Source organism: Bradyrhizobium sp. SK17 (assembly GCF_002831585.1).
Lineage (GTDB): Bacteria > Pseudomonadota > Alphaproteobacteria > Rhizobiales > Xanthobacteraceae > Bradyrhizobium.
On the sequence record NZ_CP025113.1, the window covers coordinates 192,830 to 213,413 of the forward strand.

A 20,584-nucleotide genomic window follows, 5' to 3' on the forward strand; every position below is an offset into this window, starting at 1 on the left:
GGCGGCCGATCTCGCCCGACCGGACGCGGAAACGCGGTCAGGTGATCAGGCGGAGCCGCAGCAGTTCGGCGACGGCTTGAGCGGTGTTGCGCGCCTGCACCTTCTCGCGCACTGACCTCAGGTGCTTGTCGACGCCGTGGCCCGAGATGCCCATCTTCGCGCCGATCTCGCGCTCGTTGAGCCCGGAGGCCGCGAGCTGCACCGCTTCACGCTCCCGCAGGGTGACGTTGATCGCCGGATGCAGCTGCGCCATGTTCCACAGACGAAGCGCGCGGCCGACGGCATAGGTCGCGATGATGCGCAGCTCATGCCGCTTCCGTGCATCGACGTTCAAGCTTTCGCCGGCGATCACAAAGCCGATCAGGTTGCCGTCCAGCGACGGCAGCGAGATCGCAAAACCCTCCTTCAATCCGAACGCGGCGAGCTCGGCGACGATCCGGCGGGATAATGGATGCTCCAGATATTGCGGAGCGATCTCACTCCAGAGAAAGGGCCGGTGGCGCTCCCGGATGCAGCGCCGGATCGGATCATGCTCGGAGTAGTTCATGGAGGTGTAGCGTTGCAGCCAATCTGCCGGCCAGGAGTTCAGCAGGATGCACCGGGAGTCCGCGGCTTGCATTCCCTGTTGCGGCATAACCCACGCAATGAACGAACTCGCCCCGTAGCCAGAGACCTGCCGCATCACCTCGGCCACGATTTCCGCTTCAGTGCTGGCGCTCTCAAGCCGGGTCACGAATTCCGAAGTCGCTTCCAATGGGCGCTCTGATGGCGACCTTGACCGCATTTTAAAGCATCCTCCTTCAACGATGGCCCACACTGGCATAAGCGGACTCTTCACCGTGCGATGGTACGGCGCGTCTCTTGTTGTTGGAGAGGCTGCTGGCGCCGCATCTCGGAAAGTGAATCACCTTGGCTTCAATTCACGAGATCGTCAAATGCGATGTGCCTGCCGCGTTCGCACCGACACAAAGTTCGCACCCGAGTTTGATCGGACAGGCTGCGCCAGCTCAAGCCTCGCGTCAGCCTCGCGCGCTCGCGCAGCAGCAGCTACGGAATTGCGTACTTACAATCGCAAATCATGTCGCCGATAATTTTCAACGCCTAGCAACGATTCTTGCGCGCCGCAAAGACAAGCCTGGAGTGGAGGGACGACGGCTATCGGTTTGGCGCAGCGGAAAACGCGTGAATCATCGCGTCGCCGGGCAGCGGAAGCAATTCAAGATCTGACCGGCCTGCTTGCCGGATCGCCCTGAGGCGATGGCGACACGGCGTCAGCGCAAGAGGGCGCGCCTGCCGCTGCGCACGCAGCGGCAGCAGGCGATGTCCGGACATTTGCGCCGTCGCAGCAGCGGCCATGTCGGCATTGTCCGCTGCGCGATTTATGAGTGTCCATTTCCGAGCGTGAGCACCAAAGCACCTTGTTGAAGATCGGACCTGCCGACGGCCATGACTCCCGCACCCGCTAATCGGATGCTCGCGACGCTCGGCGTCGTGAGCGAGACCATCCTGCGTGCCAAGAACAACACGGAACTGTTCGAAGGCGTTGCGGTCGCGACCGCCCACGGCGGCAACTTTCTCGGAACCGCAATCCTGATGCGCGGCGCGGATGGAAGCACTCATCTCGCGGCGTCTGCGGGGATCGGCATTCCCGGGCTCGATGCGCGGCAGCCGGCAGGTCCCGGCGGCGTGATCGGCGCGACGCTGCGCTCCGGCGAGCCGAGCATCGCACACGACTGCTGGACCGACGAACTGCTCGCGCCATGGCATGAGGAATACAAGGAACTCGGGGTGCGCGCCGCGGCGGCGATCCCGATCCTGTGCAGGGGCAGCACGGCTGGAGTCCTGGTCGTTCTTGCGAGCTCACCGACCGCGCTGACGTGGCGCAATATCCTGGCGCTGACCCGCATTGCCGACAACGTCGCATTCGGCCTCGACACGTTCGATCGCTCGTCGCAGACCGCGGCCTTGACGCGGATGCTCAGCGCGTTGACCGAGACCGACGAAGCGATCATGCGCTCCGCGACGCAGGACGAACTGTTCCGGCTGGTGTGCGAGGCCACGATCAAGGGGGCGCGCTTCAGCTCGGGAAGCGTGATGCTGGTCGAGCCCGGGAACCCGACGTGCAAACTCGCGGCGAGTGCCGGTATCGCCGCCGACTATGTCAGGTCGCTCACCCTGTCGATCGATCCCACCATCCCGGAAGGACAAGGCCTGACGGGAACGGCCTACCGGACCAGGCGCCCCGCCATCGCCAACGATTTTCAGCGGGATCCCAGGACTGCCCACTGGCACGGTCGCGCGATCGAGACCACGCGCTCGGGCGGCGCATTTCCGCTCACCGACGACGAGCGCGTCATCGGGGTGCTGCTGCTGCTGTCGCTCGAGGTCGATACGTTCACGCCGGAGTTCGTCGACATCCTGGAGAGGCTTGCCGCCAACGTCTCGTTTGCGCTGACCAACCTCGCGCGGCACGAGAAGAAGCGGATTGCCGAGAGGCGGATCGAATATCTCGCGTCGCATGACGACCTGACCGGCCTCTCCAACAGGGCGATGTTCAACCGGGTGCTCGATCTGTGCGTCGAGGACGCCCGCGCCTGCAACGGCTGCTGCGCCGTCATGTTCATCGACATCGACGGCTTCAAATCGGTCAACGACACGCTGGGTCACCACGCCGGCGACAGGCTCTTGACCGTGATCGCCGGCCGCCTCAAGGGCGTGGTGCCGAATGCGCGGACGGTGGCGCGGATCGGCGGCGACGAGTTCGTGATCATCCTCGACGATGAGACGAATAGCGTCGCCTTGCAGTCGACCACGCTCGCACTGCTGACCGAGCTGTCGCGGCCGATCCAGATCGACAATGACGAATGCCGCGTGTCCGGCAGCATCGGTGTCGCCGTATACCCGCAGGACGGCAGTTCGCCATCGGCGCTCATCAAGCACGCCGACATGGCGATGTATTCGGCGAAGACCTCCGGCAAGGATACCTGCTGCTTCTTCACGCCCACGATGGAGCAGCGCATCCAGGAACGGCGCGACGTCGTGTCCGGTCTGCAACGGGCGCTGGAGCGAAGCGAGTTCGTGCTGTTCTTCCAGCCCAAGGTCGACGCCTGCTCATCGAACATCGGCGGCCTCGAAGCGCTGATCCGCTGGAACCGCCCGGATGTCGGTCTTGTGCCACCCAGCGAATTCGTTCCGATCGCCGAGGAGTCGCGGCTGATCGTGCAGATCGGCCGTTGGGTCATCCTGGAAGCTTGCAGGCAGATGGTCGAATGGCTGGCCGCGGGCGCGCCGCCCATCACCATCGCCGTGAACCTGTCGGCGCCGCAGTTCTCGGACATCGAACTGCCGAGCTATATCGACGCCGTGCTGCGCGAGACCGGCCTGCCGGCCCGCCTGCTCCAGATCGAGATCACGGAAAGCATGGTCATGGCGAACGAACCGGAGATCGCGCAAAACCTCGATGCGCTGCGCAGCCGCGGCATCAGGCTTGCGATCGACGACTTCGGAACCGGTTACTCGCTGATGTCGCTGTTGCGGAAGTATCCGATCGACGTGATCAAGATCGACCGTGCGTTCGTCTCGGGCATCCCCGACAGCGCGCATGACTGCGCCATCACCGAAGCGATGATCACGATGGCGAAGGGACTGGGGCTGATGGTCGTCGCCGAGGGCGTCGAAACCCGGCGCCAGGAGCAATTCCTGCTGCAACGGCGGTGCGACTACTTGCAGGGCCATCTCTATTGCCCGCCGATTCCGGCCGCGGACATGCTGAGGCTGCTACTGACAAACAGGAATTTCAGCGCCAGCGACCCAGTGACCTAGCATGGTCGTTGCAATGAAAGATCAAGAGCGATGGCAAGGCGGAGACTGACGTGACTGAATCCTGCAATGTTGCATTTCTTGGCATCGGCCTGACCGGCGGAATCATGGCCCGGCGACTGATCGCCGCCGGCTTTCCAACGACGCTCTGGGACAACGCAAGCGACGAAGCAGCGGCCGTCGCCTCGATCGGCGGCACGGTCGCGGCGTCGCCGGCCGATGCGGTCCGGGACGCCCATGTCGTGCTGACCATGCTCGGCCGCAACCCGGCGGTCGCCGACATCATCCTCGCGGAGGCGACCGCGCAGGCGCTGCAACCCGGCACGGTCGTGATCGACATGAGCCTGATCAGTCCGTCCGAAGTCAGGGAGAACGCTGCGCGCCTCGCCGAGCTGCGGGTCGCGCATATCGACGCGCCGGTCTCGGGCGGCGTCCGCGGCGCCGAGTTCGGGTCGCTCGTGATCGTGGCCGGCGGCGATCCCGCGGTGTTTGCGCGGGTCGAGCATTTGCTGCGCGTCCTGGGGCGTCCGATCCATGTCGGCCCCGCGGGAACGGGCCAGTTGGCGAGGCTCACCAACCAGATCATCGTCGGCGCCTCGATCGGCGCCCTTGCCGAGGCGCTCGTGCTGGCCGAGCACGGCGGCGCGGATCCGATCAATGTGCGCAAGGCGCTGCGCGCAGGCTTTGCCGAGAGCCGGGTGCTGGAGTTGCAGCTCGAACGGATGGTCGCGCGCAATTTCACGACGAAGACGGGGTCGGCGGGCCAGCTGAGCGCGCTCGAAGATGCGCTCGATACGGCGCGCGCTCTCGATCTGAAGCCGATGCCGTACACCGCACTGACCGCTGACCTGCTGCGAACGCTCGTCGAGCGGTCCGGCGATATCGACCACAGCGCCATGATCCTCGAGCTGGAGCGGCGCTGCGGCACGGCGTCGCTCTTGGTCGATTGAGGGGCTGGGCCACGGTCGACGGTGCCTCGCTCGGCCGGCCGGGTGACACGCAGCCGGACGTCACCGCAGCAGCGACGTGACCCGCGCGCCGCTTACTCCGGCCCGATCAGGGCGACCACATCCCCCGCACGCAAGGTCTGGCCCGGCTTCACCGGCACCGATGCGATGCGGCCGGCCACCGGCGCGAGCACCGAGATTTCCATCTTTATGGACTCGATGATCGCAAGCACGTCGCCGGCCGCGACCTTGGCGCCCTCCTCGGCCAGGACCTTCCAGATGTTGCCCGGCACTTCGGAGAAGGCGCCGATCTGGCCGTCTGGAATTCCTGTCGTGGCAACGCCCGCATCAATCGTCTCCGCCGGCGTCTCGTCGAGCTTCATCTCGCGCCAGCGCTGGCGCTCGGCATCGAATGCGGCTTGCTGCGTTGCCTTGAACGCGGCGATCGACGGCTGCGCCGCGGTCAATGTCTTCGCATAGTCGGCGTAGGAGAACTCGCCCTGCTCGATCCTGATGTCGCACTGCCCGTGCGGGAATGCGGCGCGGGCGTCGAGCAGTTCGTCGGCGTCGACCGGGAAGAAGCGGATCTTGTCGAAGAACCGCAGCAGCCAGGGATGGCCGGGCTCGAACACTTTCGTCGTGCGCCAGCTATTCCAGACCTGGATGGTGCGGCCGAACAGTTGGTAGCCGCCCGGCCCTTCCATGCCGTAGATGCACAAATAGGCGCCGCCGATGCCGACCGCGTTCTCCGGGGTCCAGGTCCGCGCCGGATTGTACTTCGTGGTCACCAGGCGATGCCGCGGATCGAGCGGGGTCGCCACCGGCGCGCCGAGATAGACGTCGCCGAGGCCGAGCACGAAATAATCGGCGTCGAACACGATGCGGCGGACATCGTCCTCGCTGCCGAGCCCGTTGATACGCCGGATGAACTCGACATTCGACGGGCACCACGGCGCATCCGCGCGCACCAGTTCCTGGTATTTGCGCATCGCGAGCTCCGCCTCTGGGTCGCGCCACGACAGCGGCAGGTGCACGGTGCGGCTCGGCACCCGCATCGCATCGACGTCAGGCAGTTCGCGTTCGATCCGCCCGAGGACGTCGAGCAGCTTTGCGCGCGACAGCGCCGTGCCGTCATAATGGATCTGCAACGAACGGATGCCGGGCGTCAGGTCGATCAGGCCGCCGAGCTTCGCGTCCTCCAGCGCCTGCGCCAGCACATGGACGCGCAGCCGCAACGCGATATCGAGCTCCATCGGGCCATATTCGACCAGGAGATTGTCGTCGCCGGCGCGGCGATACACCACCGGAATCGGGCCGTCTTCATTGCGCCCGACGATGGCCGAACCGAGTTCAGGCGCCTTCAGCACCGTGGGACCCGCAGCCGGATCATCGCGTTTCACCGGCACGAAGCGCACGGTGTCACCCGGCCTGAGCTGGCCGACTTTCCAGAGCTCGTCACGCGCGACCACCGCAGGGCAGACGAAGCCGCCGAGGCTCGGCCCATCGGGGCCGAGGATGATCGGCATGTCGCCGGTGAAGTCGATCGAGCCAACCGCATAGGCGTTGTCGTGGATGTTGGACGGATGCAGCCCGGCCTCGCCGCCGTCGGCACGCGCCCAGCCGGGCTTCGGACCGATCAGCCGCACGCCGGTGCGGGCGCTGTTGAAGTGCACCTCGTAATCCGACGCAAACAGCGTTTCGATGTCCTCGTCGAGGAAGAAGTCCGGCGCGCCGTGCGGACCGTAGACCACGCCGATCTGCCACGCCGATGTGAGCTGCGGCTGTTCGTCCTCCGTGGCGTGCCGCGGCGTTGCCAGGCCGGATGATTGCGCGCCGATATGCAGCACATCCCCGGCCTTCAGCGAGCCCGTCGCATGACCGCCGAACGCGCCGAGTGCGAACACGGCGCGCGAGCCGAGAATTTCCGGCACGTCGAAGCCGCCGCGGACGGCGAGATAGCTGCGCTGCCCTGGCCCCTTGATGCTGCCGATCGTGAGCGTCTGGCCGGCACGCACCGCGACCGGCTCGTTGTACGCAACCTCGATACCGTCGAGTGACGCCTTCATCTGCGCACCCGAGAGAGCGACGATCGCGTCGGTGTTGAAGCGCAAGGTCGGCCCGTTGACCGTCAGCTCCAGCGCGGTCGTCGTCTCCGGGTTGCCGACCATGCGGTTGGCAAGCCGGAACGACCGCTCGTCCATCGGGCCGCTCGGCGGCACGCCGACATGCCAGAGATGCAGCCGGCCGGGCAATTCCTGTACGCCGCTTTGCGCACCGGGTGCGACGACATCGATGGTGCGCGGGCGATAGGCGAATTCGCCGAGCACACTGGTCGCGACCTGCCCGCTGCGGAACACGTCGGATGCGGCGATGGCGCGCAGATAATCGAGATTGGTCTCGATGCCGGCCACGACCGTGTCATCGAGCGCCTGCGACAACCGCGCGATGGCAGCCTCGCGCGTCTCGGCCGACACGATGATCTTGGCCAGCATCGGATCGTAGAACGGCGTCACCTCGGTGCCGGTCTCGATCCAGCCGTCGATTCGCGCATCCGGCGAAAACCTCACCTGCGTCAGCCGGCCCGCGCTCGGACGGAAGCCCGCGCCCGGATTCTCGGCATAGAGCCGCACCTCGATCGCCGCGCCCTTGGGCGCAAGCGCGCCCGCGGCACCCAAAACGTCCTCACCGGCGGCTTGCCGGATCATCCATTCGACGAGATCGACGCCGGTGACCTGCTCGGTGATGGGGTGCTCGACCTGCAAGCGCGTATTCACCTCGAGGAAGTAGAAATCCGCGCGTGCGACGTCGTAGATGAACTCGACCGTGCCAGCGGATTCGTAGGCGACCGCCTTGCCGAGTGCCACCGCGGCCGCATGGAGACGCCCGCGGGTCTCGGCAGAAAGCCCCGGCGCGGGCGTCTCCTCGAAGACCTTCTGGTTGCGCCGTTGCAGCGAGCAGTCGCGCTCTCCGAGCGCGACGACGTCGCCCTTGCCGTTGCCGAAGATCTGCACCTCGATGTGGCGGGCGCGGGCGACGAACCGCTCCAGATAGACCCGCGCATCACCGAAACTGGCGCGCGCCGTGCGTTGCACTGAGGCAAAGCGCTCGCGCAGCGTCGCCATGTCGTGGCAGAGCTGCATGCCGATGCCGCCGCCGCCCGCCGTGCTCTTCAGCATCACCGGAAAGCCGATCCGCTCGGCCTCGCGCACCGCCTCGTCGATGGTCTCCAGCAGGCCGGAGCCCGGCAGCAGCGGCACGCCGCTGCGCTCGGCGAGCTCGCGTGCCCTGTGCTTGAGGCCGAAGGCGTCGAGATGCTCCGGCCGCGGCCCGATGAAGGCGATGCCGTGTTCGGCGAGCCGCTCAGCGAAACGGCGATTCTCCGACAGGAAGCCGTAGCCGGGATGCACCGCCTGCGCGCCGGTCGCAAGGCATGCCGCCATGATCGCATCGACGTTGAGATAGCTCTCGGCCGCCGGCGCCGGACCGATCCGCACCGCCTCGTCGGCCGCGAGCACCGGCCGGGTGAAGCGGTCGGCGTCGGAGTAGATCGCGACCGAAGCGATGCCCATACGGCGCAATGTTTCGCCGATCCGCCCGGCGATCTCGCCGCGGTTGGCAATCAAGACCTTGCTGAACATGCCTCACGCCTCCGGCTCGAAGATCGTGACCTGCACCGGCGTCGGGAAGAAACCGTTGCAGGGATTGTTGATCTGCGGGCAGTTCGAGATCAGGCACAGCACGTCCATCTCGGCCACCAGCTCGATGGCGTCGCCAGGCCTCGAGACGCCGTCGACCACGGTGAAATTGCCGGCGGTGTCGATCGGCACGTTCATGAAGAAGTTGAGGTTGGGCACGATGTCGCGCTTCGACAGGCCATATTTCGCGGCCTCGATCACGAAATTCTCGCGGCAGGCGTGCTGGTAGCGGGTCTGGTGCCCGAACCGCACGGTGTTGCTCTCGCAGGAGCAGGCACCCGCCGAGGTGTCGTGCAGGCCGCAACTGTCGGCGGTGACGCGCAGCATCACGCGGCCCTCATTGGACATGATATTCGTGCCGAGCCCGACATAGGCCGAGCCCTGCGCGCGCAGCGTGTCCTGGCCGCTGTAGCGCTCGCCGAGATCACTGGCGCAATAGAACAGCGTGTCGACGGCCTGCTGGCCATGCGTGTCGGTGATCCGCAGCGTCTGTCCTTTGCGGACGATCGCCGACCATGGCTTGCGCGCGGGGATTTCGACATCGAGGACGATGCGGGCGCCGGCCCGAGCTGCCTGCGCGTTCATTGCACCGCTCCTTCGCTAGTCTCGCCGAAATACAGCGCGTTGTTCTCGAAGGCGCGAATTGCTTCCGCGGTCGCGGTCCGGCACAGATCGTCGGCCGCGGGCCTGGCCGCGTGATAGCGCACGATCTCGACGCTGCCCTGCGGATAGCGCTCTGCGGGATCGAGCGGATGCGGGCAGTTCGACAGCGCGATCAACAGGTCCATCTCGGCGCGCAGATCGACGAAGTCGTCCTTGGCGCGGCGCGGCGCCGACCAGACAAACTTTCCATCCGCGTCGATGGCGACCGGCGCAAAGAAGCTGACACAGGGATGGACGTCGCGGCGGTCGAGCCCGAGCTTGTTTGCCGCGAGAATGAAGTTGTCGCGGGTGTTGCGGAAATTGCCGTCACCGTATTTCACCTGGTTGGTCGCGGCCGTCGAGCCACCCACCACCGCGTCATGCGCCGCGCTGGTGTCCTCGGTGATGCCGAGCAGCGCGCGGCCCATGTCGGACAGCAGCACGCGGCCCTTCTGCAGCCGCGCCGCCCATTGCACCTTGATGGTGTCGGCGTGGTTCAGCCGTTCAGTGGTATCGGCCGCATTCCAGGCGAGCAGGCTGACGGTCGACGCCCCCGATGTGTTGACGATGCGCAGCGTATCGCCGCGATTGAGCCGCGTGGTCCAGTACCAGCCGGCTGGAATCACCTCGCGATGGATGATCGCATCAGCGGCGATCGGTGCGGCGTCGCGCGCCGTCGGTGCCGGCAGCGCGCGCGGCGCATGCTCCTGGCCTGCGGCCTTCAGTTCGTTGTAGCGCCGGGTGTGCGCCGCGACCTCGGCCTTCTGTTCCTCTGTGAGGATCATGGTTGCTCCTTCAAGACGAGAGCGCCGGGCCGTCCCGGCTGATGCTCCTTGCCTGACCGGGTCGTCCCGATCGGAGCCGGTTGAATGGTCCCGCGCGGCTCGGCGCTCCGGCGCGGGAATATCTCGAGATCGCGCGACACCGTGGCGCCGTAGCGCTCGCGCTCCTCGGGCCGGTTGCGCGACCGCTCCAGCGCGATCACCCGCGTCGCGAGCCCGAACGCCTCGCTGAGATCGTGCGTGACCATTACGACAGTGAGGTTCGTCTCGTTCCACAGCCGCTTCATCAGCACATGGATGTCGGCGCGGATGCCCGGATCGAGCGCGCCGAACGGCTCGTCGAGCAGCAGGATTTTCGGCCCGCGCATGATCGCCTGCGCGAGCGCAAGGCGCTGCTGCATGCCGCCCGACAGCGCGGACGGATATTTGCCCTCCTGGCCGGCAAGTCCGACCTCGGCGAGCAGCTTCATCGCATCGTCGGCCGCGGCGCGGCGCGCCGCGCCGAACAGCCGGCCGATCAATTTGGCGTCGCGCAGCTCACGCCCGAGCATGACGTTCTGCAACACCGTGAGATGCGGAAACACCGAGTAACGTTGAAACACCACGCCGCGGTCGGCGTCCGGCTCGCCGGGCAACGGCTTGCCGTCGACCAAAATCTGCCCGCGGCTCGGCTGCTCCTCGCCGAGCAGCATTCTGAGCAGCGTGGTCTTGCCGCAGCCGGACGGACCGACCAACGCGATGAACGCGCGCGGCTCGACCTCCATCGTGATGCGCTCCAGCACGATGTGGTCGCCATATTCCTTCCAGACGTCATCGAACCGGATCGCGCTCATTCCGCCCTCACCGAGGCAAACCAGGGAAACAGCTTGCGCTGCGTGGCGCGCAGGCCAACATCGATCAGGAACGCGAGCAGCGTGATCCAGGCGACGTAGGGGATGATGACGTCCATCGCGAGATAGCGGCGCACCAGGAAGATCCGGTAGCCGAGCCCGGAATCCGAGGCGATCGCCTCGGCCGCGATCAGGAACAGCCACGCCGGGCCGAGTTGCAGCCGCAGCACGTCGATCAGGCGCGGCAGGGTCTGCGGCATCGCGACCCGCAGCGCGATCTGCCAGGTCGAGGCGCCGAGCGTCTGCGCCTTGACGATCTGCTCGCGCGGCAGCTCCTGCACTTTCATGGCGAGGTCACGGACCATGCAGGGCAAGGTCCCGATCACGATCAACGCGATCTTGGAATTCTCCCCTAACCCCATCACGATGAACAGGATCGGCAGCAGCGTCAGCGGCGGTACCATCGACGTCACCGACACGAACGGCCCGAGCAGGGCATTGGCGCCCGGCAGCAGTCCGATCACGATGCCGAGCACCAGCGCCGCCACCGTCGAGATTGCCAGCGCCGATCCCAATCGCCCGAGGCTCGCGACCGTGTCCGACAGCATCAGATAGCTGCCGGTGCGCGGATCGACCTCGAACGCCATCTGCTTGACGGCCTGCACCATGCTCGGCAGCGCCGGCAGCAGCTTGTCGTTCGGATTCTGCGCGAGCCGTGCGCTGGAGCCGGCGAAATAGGCGATTGCGACCAACAGGAACGGCAGCGCGAGAAGATAGAATCGCGTCTGCCGTCCCGGCCGTATGTTCACAAGTCGCATCGTCGGCTCCTGCCTGGAGATCGCGCCGTGGCGTCGGGGCTTGCGTTCAGAGCTTGCCTTTGGCGGCCTCGTCCATGTAGGTCGGATCGAAGCGCAGCTTGACGTTCGCCTTGTCGCCCAGCACCGACTTGTCGGCGAGCTCGATGCCGACGGCGTCGGCCGATTTCGCGCCCTTGCCGAGCAGGTCCTTCTCGAAAAGGAATTTGCGGACGCGGTCCATCGTCGTGCCAACCGTCTTGCTGCGCGTGAAGGCCTCGGCGTCGGTTGCCTTGTCGAACAGCTTGGTGGTCGAGAGCTGGCTATCGAAACCGGCGAGATCGGTGCCGGAGGCCTTCGCCATTGCCTCCTTGGCGGCCTTCGCTGCCGGATCGTTGGCGGTCATCTTGGCGATCGTCTCGTACCAGATGCCGACCAGCGCCTTGGCAAAATCCGGATTGTCCTTGGCGACCGCGGTGTTCACCACCATCAGGTCCATGATCTCGCCGGGGATCTGCGAGGAATCGAACACCTTCCTGGCGTCGGGCGAGCCGAGGATTTCGGTCACGATCGGATTCCAGGTCACCACCGCGCTGACGTCCGCCGTCTTGTAGGCGGCGGCGATATCGGCATCTGACGTGTTGACGACCTTGACGTCCTTCTCGCTCAGCTTGGAGGTCTCGAGCGCGCGCGCCAGCAGATAATGCGATACCGAGAACTCGACCAGATTGACCGACTGTCCCTTGATGGCAGCGAGGTCGGCCTTGTTCTTCAGGATCACGGCGTCGTTGCCGTTGGAGAAGTCGCCCATCACGACCGCCGTGGTGTCGACGCCGCCGGCGGCGGGAATCGACAGCGCGTCCATGTTGGTGATGGTGACGGCGTCGTAACCGCCGGCGGTGTACTGATTGATCGATTCGACGTAGTCGTTGAACTGCTTGACCTCGATCGTGATGCCGTATTTGTCGGCCCACTTCTTGACGATGCCGGTGTCGGCCGCGTAGCCCCACGGCATCCACCCGACATAGATCGACCAGGCGACCTTGAAATTCTTCTTCGGTGCGGCGTCGGCGGCAGGCGCGGCTGCGAGCACGATCGCGCAGCCGATCACAACAGAGCGAAGGAAGAAAACGAATTTGTTCATTGCCGATCCCTCTTGCGAAACTTCACAAAAAGGGACTGGCGAAAAGACCATCGCTCCGCCAATCCCTTGGCTGACGAGGTCTCCCGGGCTTTTATCCCGCCGTGCACCTGCGGGGATGTCTCCCCCGCAAGCGGCTGCTCTCGGACCAGCACCTTGCGTGGCAAGGTCGGAACCCTAGCGGCCAACTCGATGCCTGTGATGCACGAGCTGTGCCATCACGCCGGCAGTTGAATCTGATGAGATTTTCCGGGATGCCGTGCCGGACCACGACGGCACCCTGCTCAAAAACTGCGCAGCCCTGCCCAGAATTGGCTCTGTCCTTTCGCCGCCGGCGTCAGCAGGATCGGCAGAACGCAAACGCCGAGGGGAGTCCGATGCGCAAGCTGTTGAGTACCCTGTGCGGCGGCCTCTGGCGCGGCCTGCATGGCCGCTTCGGCTTGGCGCCGGCAAGCGAGGTTGGCGGCCCTAAGCGGACTCGGCCTTAGAGCCGTAAGATCTTCAAACCTTCACCGTGTTGACCGCGACGCTTTCCTTGTAGGCCGGCCGTGCCGTGACGCGGTCGAGATACGGCGTCGCGACGTCGCAGACGCCGACGTTATAGTCGATCGCCCACACCAGGCAGGTCGCGAGCAGGATGTCGGCGCTGGTGAACTGATCGCCCATCAGGTATTTGCGGCCATCCGACAGCGCCACTTCGACATGCCTGAGCTGCTGGCGGAAATACTCCGCGGCCTGCCCGACCACTTCGGGCGCGTGGCCGTAGATATGCGCGAGGCCCTTGAGGCCGTGTCTGCGCATCACATAGAGGCTGGTGGAGTCGAGCTCGGCCACGATGAAGAAGCACCATTCCAGCCACCGCGCGAAATCGCGCGGCCCGGCCGGCACCAGCGTGACATCGGGGTTGGAATAGGTGCGCGCCAGATAGGCGACGATCGCAGCGCTCTCCCCGATCGTGAAGTCGCCGTCTTGCAACAGCGGAATCTTCTGCCGCGGATTGAGCTGGGTGTATTCCGCGGTCTTGGTCTCGCCCGAGCGCGGCAGGATCGGCTTGCAACGATAGTCGAGCCCGAGTTCGTGCAGCGCCCAGTGGGCGCGGATGGTCCGCGATGTCCCCACGCCCCACAGCGTCAAGGTTTCCGGCATGGCGTCACCACTTCTCGACCGAGGGACGCAGATCGAGCTCGTGGCTCCAGCCGTCGCGGCTTTGCTGGTGCAGGAACCAATAGGCCTCGGCGATCGAGGACGTCCGCGTCAGCGAATCCGGCGGGATATCGGAAGCCTCGACGCCGGTGGCGGCCTTCATCCGCTGGTGGATCGCCGGGCTGTCGACACCGGCGTCGATCAGGAGATGGGCGACATGGATGTTCTTCGGCCCGAGCTCGCGCGCCATCGCCTGGGCGACCGCGCGCAGGCCGAACTTGGCGGACGCGAACGCCGCGAAGCCGCTGCCGCCACGCACGCTCGCGGTCGCGCCGGTGAACAGCATGGTGCCGCGGCCACGCCGCAGCATGTGCCGCGTCGCCTCGCGCCCGACCAGGAAGCCGGCGAGGCAGGCGAGCTCCCAGGCCTTGAAGAACAGCTTTTCGCTGGTCTCGTGCAGCTCCTTCTTGACGTTCGAGCCGGCATTGAACAGGCATACCTCGATCGGCCCGATCTCGCGCTCGACCCGCTCGCACAGCTCCTGCACCTCAGCCTCGCGCCGCGCATCGACGGCGAAGGCGTGCACCTTGCCGCCGGCGCGCGTCAGCTCCTCCACGAGTTCGCTCGATTTCGCGGGATCGCGCCGCGCGATGCAGACGGAGTAGCCGCCGGCGGCAAACCGCCGCGCCACCGCGGCGCCGATCGCATCGCCGGCGCCAACCAATAATGCAGTCTTGTTGTTCTCGGACATAGGACATCTCCCACCGACGGCGGTACTTCAGGTCAGGACTGGCGAACGTCGCGCGGCGCGGCTGCTCAGACCGCGCGCACGGCCTTCTGCGCGATCATCTCTTCGATCGCGGCATCGGCGTAGCCAAGATCGCGCAGCACTTCTCTCGTGTGCTGGCCGATGCGCGGGGCCGGACCGCCGATCGCGGCCGCATCGACCTCGAAACGCGCCGCGGGCTTCGGCTGCCGCACCGTGCCGACGCCGGGCTGCTCCAGCTCGGCGATCAGGCCGCGGGCGACGACCTGCTCGTTGGCGATGATCTCGCCGCGCCGCAGGATCGGCGCGCACGGCACGTCGGCCGCATCGAGCCGCGCCAGCCATTCGGCGGTGGTGTGCTGGCGGATATAGTCCTGCATCCTGTTGATGCGCGCGGTCGCATTGACCGAACGCGAGGCGGGCGTCGCGAACCGCTCATCCCTGGCGAGTTCCGGATCGCCGGTCGCCTTGCAGAAGCCCTGCCATTCGGAATCCGAGATCGTGCCGCAGGTCAGGTAGCCGTCCGAGGTCTGGAACACGAGATCGGGACGGTCGTTCGGATCGGCCGTCGCCTGCTCGCGGCCGACCACGGTGTATTGCATCATGCCTTCCGGCCACAGATAGGCGATCATCGCATCGAGCATCGCCACCTGGATATGCTGGCCGCGGCCGGACTTCTCGCGGGCATACAGCGCCGCCGTGATCGCCTGCGCGGCATAGACCGCCGTGGTCTTGTCGGCGACGATGGTGCGGATCATCTGCGGCCGGTTGGTCACCGGCTGCGCCTGGATATCGCAGAAACCTGACAGCGCCTGCACGATCGGATCGTACACCCGCTTCTTGGCGTAAGGCCCATCCTCGCCGACCCCGCTGATCGAGACATAGATCAACCGCGGATTCTTCCTGCGCACCTCGTTCGGGCCGAGCCCGAGCCGCTCCATCGTGCCGGGCCGGAAATTCTGCACCAGCACGTCGGACTGCTGCACCAGCTTGCCCAGCACGTCCCGCCCGGCATCGGTCTTCATGTCGATCGAGAGCGAGCGCTTGCCGCGGTTCGACGAGATGAACAGCGCCGAGAATTCGCCGGTCTTGTCGACATTGGCGCGGCTGCGTCGGGTGATGTCGCCGCCGATCGGCTCGACCTTCAGCACATCGGCGCCCTGGTCGGCCAGGAACATGGTCGCGAACGGGCCCGAGACCACGCCGGTCAGATCGAGTACGCGAACTCCCGCCAATGGTCCTGACATGCCTTGCTTCCTTCTCCAGTTCGCGAACGCGATCAAACCTTGTGCGCATCGCCGGCTTACGACGGAGCAACCCCGCGCGCTTGCGGGAAACCGCCGCGACTTGCAAAAAAGCGTCGAAACTCAGGCCCGGCGCTGCTGCCGGAACAGCGACGGGCTGATGCCGGTGGCCTGCCGGAACGTCGATGAGAAATGCTGGGCGTGGCTGAAGCCCGATGCCAGCGCGATGCTGGTCACACTCTCGTCGGTCTCGCTCAGGCTGCGCTTGGCCGCTTCGATGCGCAGGCCGAGCACATAGCGATGCGGGCTGGTGCCCGTGCTTTCCTGGAAGGCGCGCAGGAAATGCCGCTGGCTGAGGCCGGCAACATCCGACAGCGCCGACAGCGAAATCGTCTCGTCGAGATTCGCCCGGACGAACTCCTCGATCCTGCGCAGCTTCTGCGCCGGCAATCCGCCGCGGCTGACCGGCTTCGCTGGTTCGGCGCCGCGCGACAGCCGTGCCATATGGGCGAGCGCCTGGCTGGCCCAGCCCTCGGCGAACAGATCGAACAGATTGTCCGGCGTGGTGGCTTCCTGGCCCAGTTCGACCAGGCCGCGGGCAAGCTGGTCGTGGCGGAATGCGATCGCCGGCCGTTCGATCAGGCCATGGAGACGCCGCGCGACGAACTTCGGATCGAGGAAGACCACCGTATAGTCGAACGCCGGCTCGACCGACCATTCCCCTTCGATCTCCGTGCCGGCAGGAAACAGTGCGAGGCTGGCTGCGTCCGAGAACTGATATTCGACAGGCCGGCCGTCGATCCTGGCCCGCAAACGCGGACAGCCCTTGCCGAACCAGAACAAGGTCAGCTCGGGCTGGCAGAAGTGCCAGTTCATGCGCGGCCGCGAGGTGCGGCTGAGCAGCTCGACCCTGATCGGCCTCGACCGCGCGATGACGGAAGACACCAGCTCACCGCCGACCTGGCGGACAAACCGCTCCGGACGCGCTTCCTCCATGGGACATCTCCTCCGCGTTTGGCACGGATGGTAAGTTCCAAATCAGAATTGACGATCAGGAGGTGGAAATCCAGCCCTTTGTTGGCCGGTCGCGCAGATGTTAGGGCAGCGAGCAGCGGCGCGAGCCCGATCACGGCATATGCGACCTGAATGCAATCCACGGACATGCGCGTACGACGCGAGGCGCCGGTATTTTCGGGCACGGCGGCATATGAACGCCGTGACCTCGCAGGTCATGATGGCTCATCATGTGACGTACACGAGGGCGGCACGCTGCCCGACACGAACCGGCGGGAGACATGTCGAGCCACCGATTTGCCCGACGGGCCTCAGCAGAAATGCGTCAAGCCACCATCGCATGTCGCGAGAATGCGAAGCTGCGTCCCTAACCACGCTGTCACCCGCGCATGCCTGTGCGGGTGATGACACCGAACAAGCCGTTTGACAGGTTGAAGCTGAAATCGGCCGCCTCGCCACGACGAAGCGCGGCTTGCCGAGCCGAAGCTCGCGGCCAAAGGCCCGCCTACGCCGGTTGGGCTTCGGTCATCGTCGGTCTACGCTTTCACTTCGTTCAAGCTACGCCGGACACGCTTCGCTGGCGGTCTCCGGCGTGGCTGCGCCACGCGAAGCCCGTCAGGGCGAAGCGTGGTGGGTGCGACAGGGATCGAACCTGTGACCCCTACCATGTCAAGGTAGTGCTCTCCCGCTGAGCTACGCACCCAAAGCCATGTTTGGATCGGGTCCCTATAACGGACACCGGCGGGGCAGGCAAGGATACAAAGTGAAGGTTTTTTGGCGAATCAGGCCGCCAGCAACTTGTTCACTTCGCTGACCAATTCCCTGAGGTGCACCGGCTTGGCCAGCACCTTGGCGTTTTTCGGCGCCTCCGAATCGGAATTCAGGGCCACCGCGGCGAAGCCCGTGATGAACATGATCTTGATATCGGGGTCGAGTTCCGAGGCCCGGCGCGCCAATTCGATGCCGTCCATCTCGGGCATCACGATGTCGGTGAGCAGCATTTCGAACGGCTCCTCGCGCAGCCGCTGGTAGGCCGACATGCCATTGTCGTGCGGCGAGACCTTGAAGCCCGCGTTTTCGAGCGCCTTGACCAGGAAGCGGCGCATATCGGTGTCGTCTTCGGCGAGGAGGATTTTCGGCATGGCAGGAATCGTCGAATCCGGCTGGAGGATCGGTCCGAACAGTAAGCCCGACAGTCGGTAAATTTCGGGTGAAATTTATATCAAGCCAGCGGCAGCCGGCACCACCTATTTGTGGACCTGACCATGCGTCCAGGCCACCGGCTGCGGCATTTCCTGCGCTTAAGACGCGTTCCAGCCGAAACTGCTCTCTTTTCACTTGGCAGAATGATCGCGATTACCGACAATGCGTGCCCATAAATCTCCGCTTTTCCGGCAGAATCAGTTCTTGCGGGGCGAGGCGGACGCAAGGGACGGCGCCAAGGGAATGACCGAATTTGCTGGCGAATTGTCGCCCCCGTTCGAGATCGTTGAGCCGCAGACTTGGCGCGCGCCGATCATCTTCAATTCCCCGCATTCGGGCTCGGTCTATCCGGCCGAGTTCCTCGAAGCGTCGCGAATCGATGTGACCTCGCTGCGCCGCTCCGAAGATTCCTTCATGGACGAGTTGATCGCGGGCGTCAGCGGTCGCGGCTTTCCAATCGTCCGGGTCAACTTCCCGCGTTCCTATGTCGACGTGAACCGCGAGCCCTATGAGCTCGACCCGCGGATGTTCACCGGCCGGCTGCCGAGCTTTGCCAATACGCGTTCGATGCGGGTGGCCGGTGGCCTTGGCACCATCCCGCGCGTGGTCGGTGACGGCCAGGAGATCTATCGCGAGCGGCTCGACGTCGACGAGGCGCTGCGGCGGATCGAGGTGCTCTACAAGCCCTATCACCGCGCGCTGCGCCGGCTGATCAACAAGGCGCACCAGGCGTTCGGGACCGTGATCCTGGTCGACTGCCATTCGATGCCGTCGATCGGCGTGTCGCGCGACGAGCCGCGCCGGCCCGACATCGTGATCGGCGACCGCTACGGAACGAGCTGCGCGCCGCTGCTGCCCGATCTGGTCGAGGAGATCATGGGTTCGCTCGGCTATTCGATCGGCCGCAACAAGCCCTATGCCGGCGGCTTCATCACCGAGCATTACGGCAATCCGGCGAGCGGCCTGCACACCGTGCAGATCGAGCTCAACCGGGCGGTCTATATGGACGAGCGCCGCCGCGAGCGCGGGCCGCGCTTCGCCCAGGTCGCCGCCGACTTCGCGACGCTTGCGGACGCGCTGGCGAAGATTCCGTTCGGAGATCTTGGCCCGTTCCAGGCCGCCGCGGAGTAAGCAATTCTTTCTCGGCGCTGTGATGCCGATGAAGTCATGAACCAAGAATTCGCAGTTGGCGATGCGGTGCGCTCAAACTGGATTCGCAGTTCACTCGCGGGAATGACGACCCAAGAAAAAAGGGCCGCTTGAATGAACAAGCGGCCCAAGTCTAGGGAGGAAACGCCCAAGGAGGGCAGCGATAGCGCGAGGCGCTACCGCACCGCAACAATATGCGACCGCGCTGCACAAAACGCAAGAACTTTCGAAACATTTCCTGCGTATTTGTTAGTAGGCTGTCGAAATTGCCACAGGCCTACGCCCTCATTTTTTCCTGTTTAAAATCAGTAAATTACAGGAAAAACCCAGATCAGATGGCGGTTTGCGCATAGCTTGTATACCAGAACTCGCGACTTCGTGATCCGGTCCGGAGCCAGGGAGACTTTCGAATCCGAAGCCAATCGAAAGTCCGGAACCACGTCATCAGGCTGGGATAACACTTCGTTAATCGTGCGCGCCGCACCGGATTGAGCTAGGCAAGAGTGCATCCAATTTCTACCGCGCCGTTTGCGCAGTTCGGGGACATGCCGTGACGGTCATCGACTTTACCGCCTTCATCGGCCGCCTCGCGACCGCATCCGGTGAAACCATCCTCCCGTTCTTCCGGACCTCGCTCTCGATCGACAATAAGAGCTCGAACGATTTCGATCCGGTCACCGAGGCCGACCGGGCCGCAGAAGCGGTGATGCGCCGGCTGATCAAGTCGAACTTTCCCCAGCACGGCATCGTCGGCGAGGAATTCGGCAATGAGCGTGAGGATGCCGACTATGTCTGGGTGCTCGACCCGATCGACGGCACGAAGTCCTTCATCGCCGGCTTTCCGATCTGGGGCACGCTGATCGCGCTGCTGCACAAAGGTACGCCGGTATTCGGCATGATGCACCAACCCTATATCGGCGAGCGCTTCTCTGGCGACAACGGCTCGGCGAACTATTCCGGGCCGTCGGGCGGACGGCGGCTCTCGGTACGGCGCTGCACCTCGCTGAAGGAGGCGACCACCTTCACCACGAGTCCGCTTCTGATGAATCCGGATGACCGTGCCCGCTACGGCCGGGTCGAGAATGCGGCGCGGCTGTCGCGCTACGGCGGCGACTGCTACTCCTATTGCATGCTGGCAGCCGGCCATCTCGACCTCGTGATCGAGACCGGGCTGAAATCCTACGACATCGCCGGCCTGATCCCGATCGTCACTGGCGCCGGCGGCATCGTCACCACCTGGGACGGCAAGCCGGCGCAAGCCGGCGGCCGCATCGTCGCAGCCGGCGACCCGCGCGTGCACGAAGCCGCGATGAAGCTGCTCAACGCGTGATGCCCTAGCCCGCTCTCTCCGCGGCCTGATGTCTTGAGTTGCCGGGCGATCGATCTGCGCCCATCCTGACCGCAACCAGAAACGT

Annotated in this window: 16 protein-coding genes, 1 tRNA gene and 1 riboswitch; of the genes, 4 read left to right on the forward strand and 13 right to left on the reverse strand. The window is 65.3% G+C overall.

Features of this window, described 5'->3' with window-relative positions; all coding sequences use genetic code 11:
• Window positions 1–37 precede the first annotated feature (37 nt).
• Entirely contained in the window at window positions 38–694 is a 657-nt protein-coding gene (locus CWS35_RS00960) for an autoinducer binding domain-containing protein (protein ID WP_168226241.1), read from the reverse strand.
• 776 nt (window positions 695–1,470) lie between these two features.
• On the opposite strand from CWS35_RS00960, the gene CWS35_RS00965 reads away from it, so the two are divergent.
• Entirely contained in the window at window positions 1,471–3,822 is a 2,352-nt protein-coding gene (locus CWS35_RS00965) for an EAL domain-containing protein (protein WP_168226242.1), read from the forward strand.
• A 50-nt stretch (window positions 3,823–3,872) separates the two neighbouring features.
• A complete protein-coding gene (locus CWS35_RS00970; RefSeq protein ID WP_245438828.1) occupies window positions 3,873–4,769 on the forward strand; it encodes an NAD(P)-dependent oxidoreductase in 897 nt (298 codons plus the stop codon).
• A gap of 92 nt (window positions 4,770–4,861) precedes the next feature.
• Here CWS35_RS00970 and uca read toward each other — a convergent pair whose 3' ends face one another.
• The 12 genes from uca to cpdR form a co-directional block, all read right to left on the reverse strand.
• Complete coding sequence (gene uca / locus CWS35_RS00975) at window positions 4,862–8,404, reverse strand: urea carboxylase (protein ID WP_100950267.1); 3,543 nt, start codon at window positions 8,402–8,404, stop codon at window positions 4,862–4,864.
• A 3-nt stretch (window positions 8,405–8,407) separates the two neighbouring features.
• Window positions 8,408–9,046, reverse strand: a complete 639-nt coding sequence (locus CWS35_RS00980; protein WP_100950269.1) for an urea amidolyase associated protein UAAP2 — start codon at window positions 9,044–9,046, stop codon at window positions 8,408–8,410.
• Window positions 9,043–9,888 carry an urea amidolyase associated protein UAAP1 gene (locus CWS35_RS00985; RefSeq protein ID WP_100950271.1) on the reverse strand — a complete coding sequence of 282 codons (846 nt, stop codon included), beginning with the start codon at window positions 9,886–9,888 and terminating at the stop codon, window positions 9,043–9,045. Before CWS35_RS00985 ends, CWS35_RS00980 begins: the two co-directional genes overlap by 4 nt.
• On the reverse strand, window positions 9,885–10,718 hold the full coding sequence (locus CWS35_RS00990) for an ABC transporter ATP-binding protein (RefSeq protein ID WP_100950273.1): 834 nt from the start codon (window positions 10,716–10,718) through the stop codon (window positions 9,885–9,887). The genes CWS35_RS00985 and CWS35_RS00990 overlap by 4 nt, the downstream gene beginning before the upstream one ends.
• Window positions 10,715–11,533: an ABC transporter permease gene (locus CWS35_RS00995; protein ID WP_100950275.1), complete on the reverse strand. Its 819-nt coding sequence runs from the start codon at window positions 11,531–11,533 to the stop codon at window positions 10,715–10,717. The genes CWS35_RS00990 and CWS35_RS00995 overlap by 4 nt, the downstream gene beginning before the upstream one ends.
• Window positions 11,534–11,579: 46 nt before the next feature.
• A complete protein-coding gene (locus CWS35_RS01000; RefSeq protein ID WP_100950277.1) occupies window positions 11,580–12,653 on the reverse strand; it encodes a putative urea ABC transporter substrate-binding protein in 1,074 nt (357 codons plus the stop codon).
• A gap of 78 nt (window positions 12,654–12,731) precedes the next feature.
• Window positions 12,732–12,842, reverse strand: a riboswitch (guanidine-I (ykkC/yxkD leader).
• A gap of 309 nt (window positions 12,843–13,151) precedes the next feature.
• Entirely contained in the window at window positions 13,152–13,796 is a 645-nt protein-coding gene (locus tag CWS35_RS01005; protein ID WP_024584824.1) for a glutathione S-transferase family protein, read from the reverse strand.
• A gap of 4 nt (window positions 13,797–13,800) precedes the next feature.
• The gene (locus tag CWS35_RS01010; protein ID WP_100950279.1) at window positions 13,801–14,544 is read right to left on the reverse strand and encodes an SDR family NAD(P)-dependent oxidoreductase; all 744 of its coding nucleotides are present in this window, start codon (window positions 14,542–14,544) and stop codon (window positions 13,801–13,803) included.
• 65 nt (window positions 14,545–14,609) lie between these two features.
• Entirely contained in the window at window positions 14,610–15,806 is a 1,197-nt protein-coding gene (locus CWS35_RS01015) for a CaiB/BaiF CoA-transferase family protein (protein ID WP_100950281.1), read from the reverse strand.
• 120 nt (window positions 15,807–15,926) lie between these two features.
• Window positions 15,927–16,799, reverse strand: a complete 873-nt coding sequence (locus tag CWS35_RS01020) for a helix-turn-helix domain-containing protein (protein ID WP_100950283.1) — start codon at window positions 16,797–16,799, stop codon at window positions 15,927–15,929.
• 646 nt (window positions 16,800–17,445) lie between these two features.
• Window positions 17,446–17,520, reverse strand: a tRNA-Val gene (locus CWS35_RS01025).
• A 79-nt stretch (window positions 17,521–17,599) separates the two neighbouring features.
• A complete protein-coding gene (cpdR, locus tag CWS35_RS01030) occupies window positions 17,600–17,959 on the reverse strand; it encodes a cell cycle two-component system response regulator CpdR (RefSeq protein ID WP_016843340.1) in 360 nt (119 codons plus the stop codon).
• A 304-nt stretch (window positions 17,960–18,263) separates the two neighbouring features.
• On the opposite strand from cpdR, the gene CWS35_RS01035 reads away from it, so the two are divergent.
• Together CWS35_RS01035 and hisN are read left to right on the forward strand one after the other, a co-directional pair.
• Window positions 18,264–19,151, forward strand: a complete 888-nt coding sequence (locus CWS35_RS01035) for an N-formylglutamate amidohydrolase (protein WP_024584820.1) — start codon at window positions 18,264–18,266, stop codon at window positions 19,149–19,151.
• A 568-nt stretch (window positions 19,152–19,719) separates the two neighbouring features.
• Window positions 19,720–20,499 (forward strand): histidinol-phosphatase, encoded by a 780-nt coding sequence (hisN, locus tag CWS35_RS01040; protein ID WP_024584819.1) that lies wholly within the window; start codon window positions 19,720–19,722, stop codon window positions 20,497–20,499.
• Window positions 20,500–20,584 lie beyond the last annotated feature (85 nt).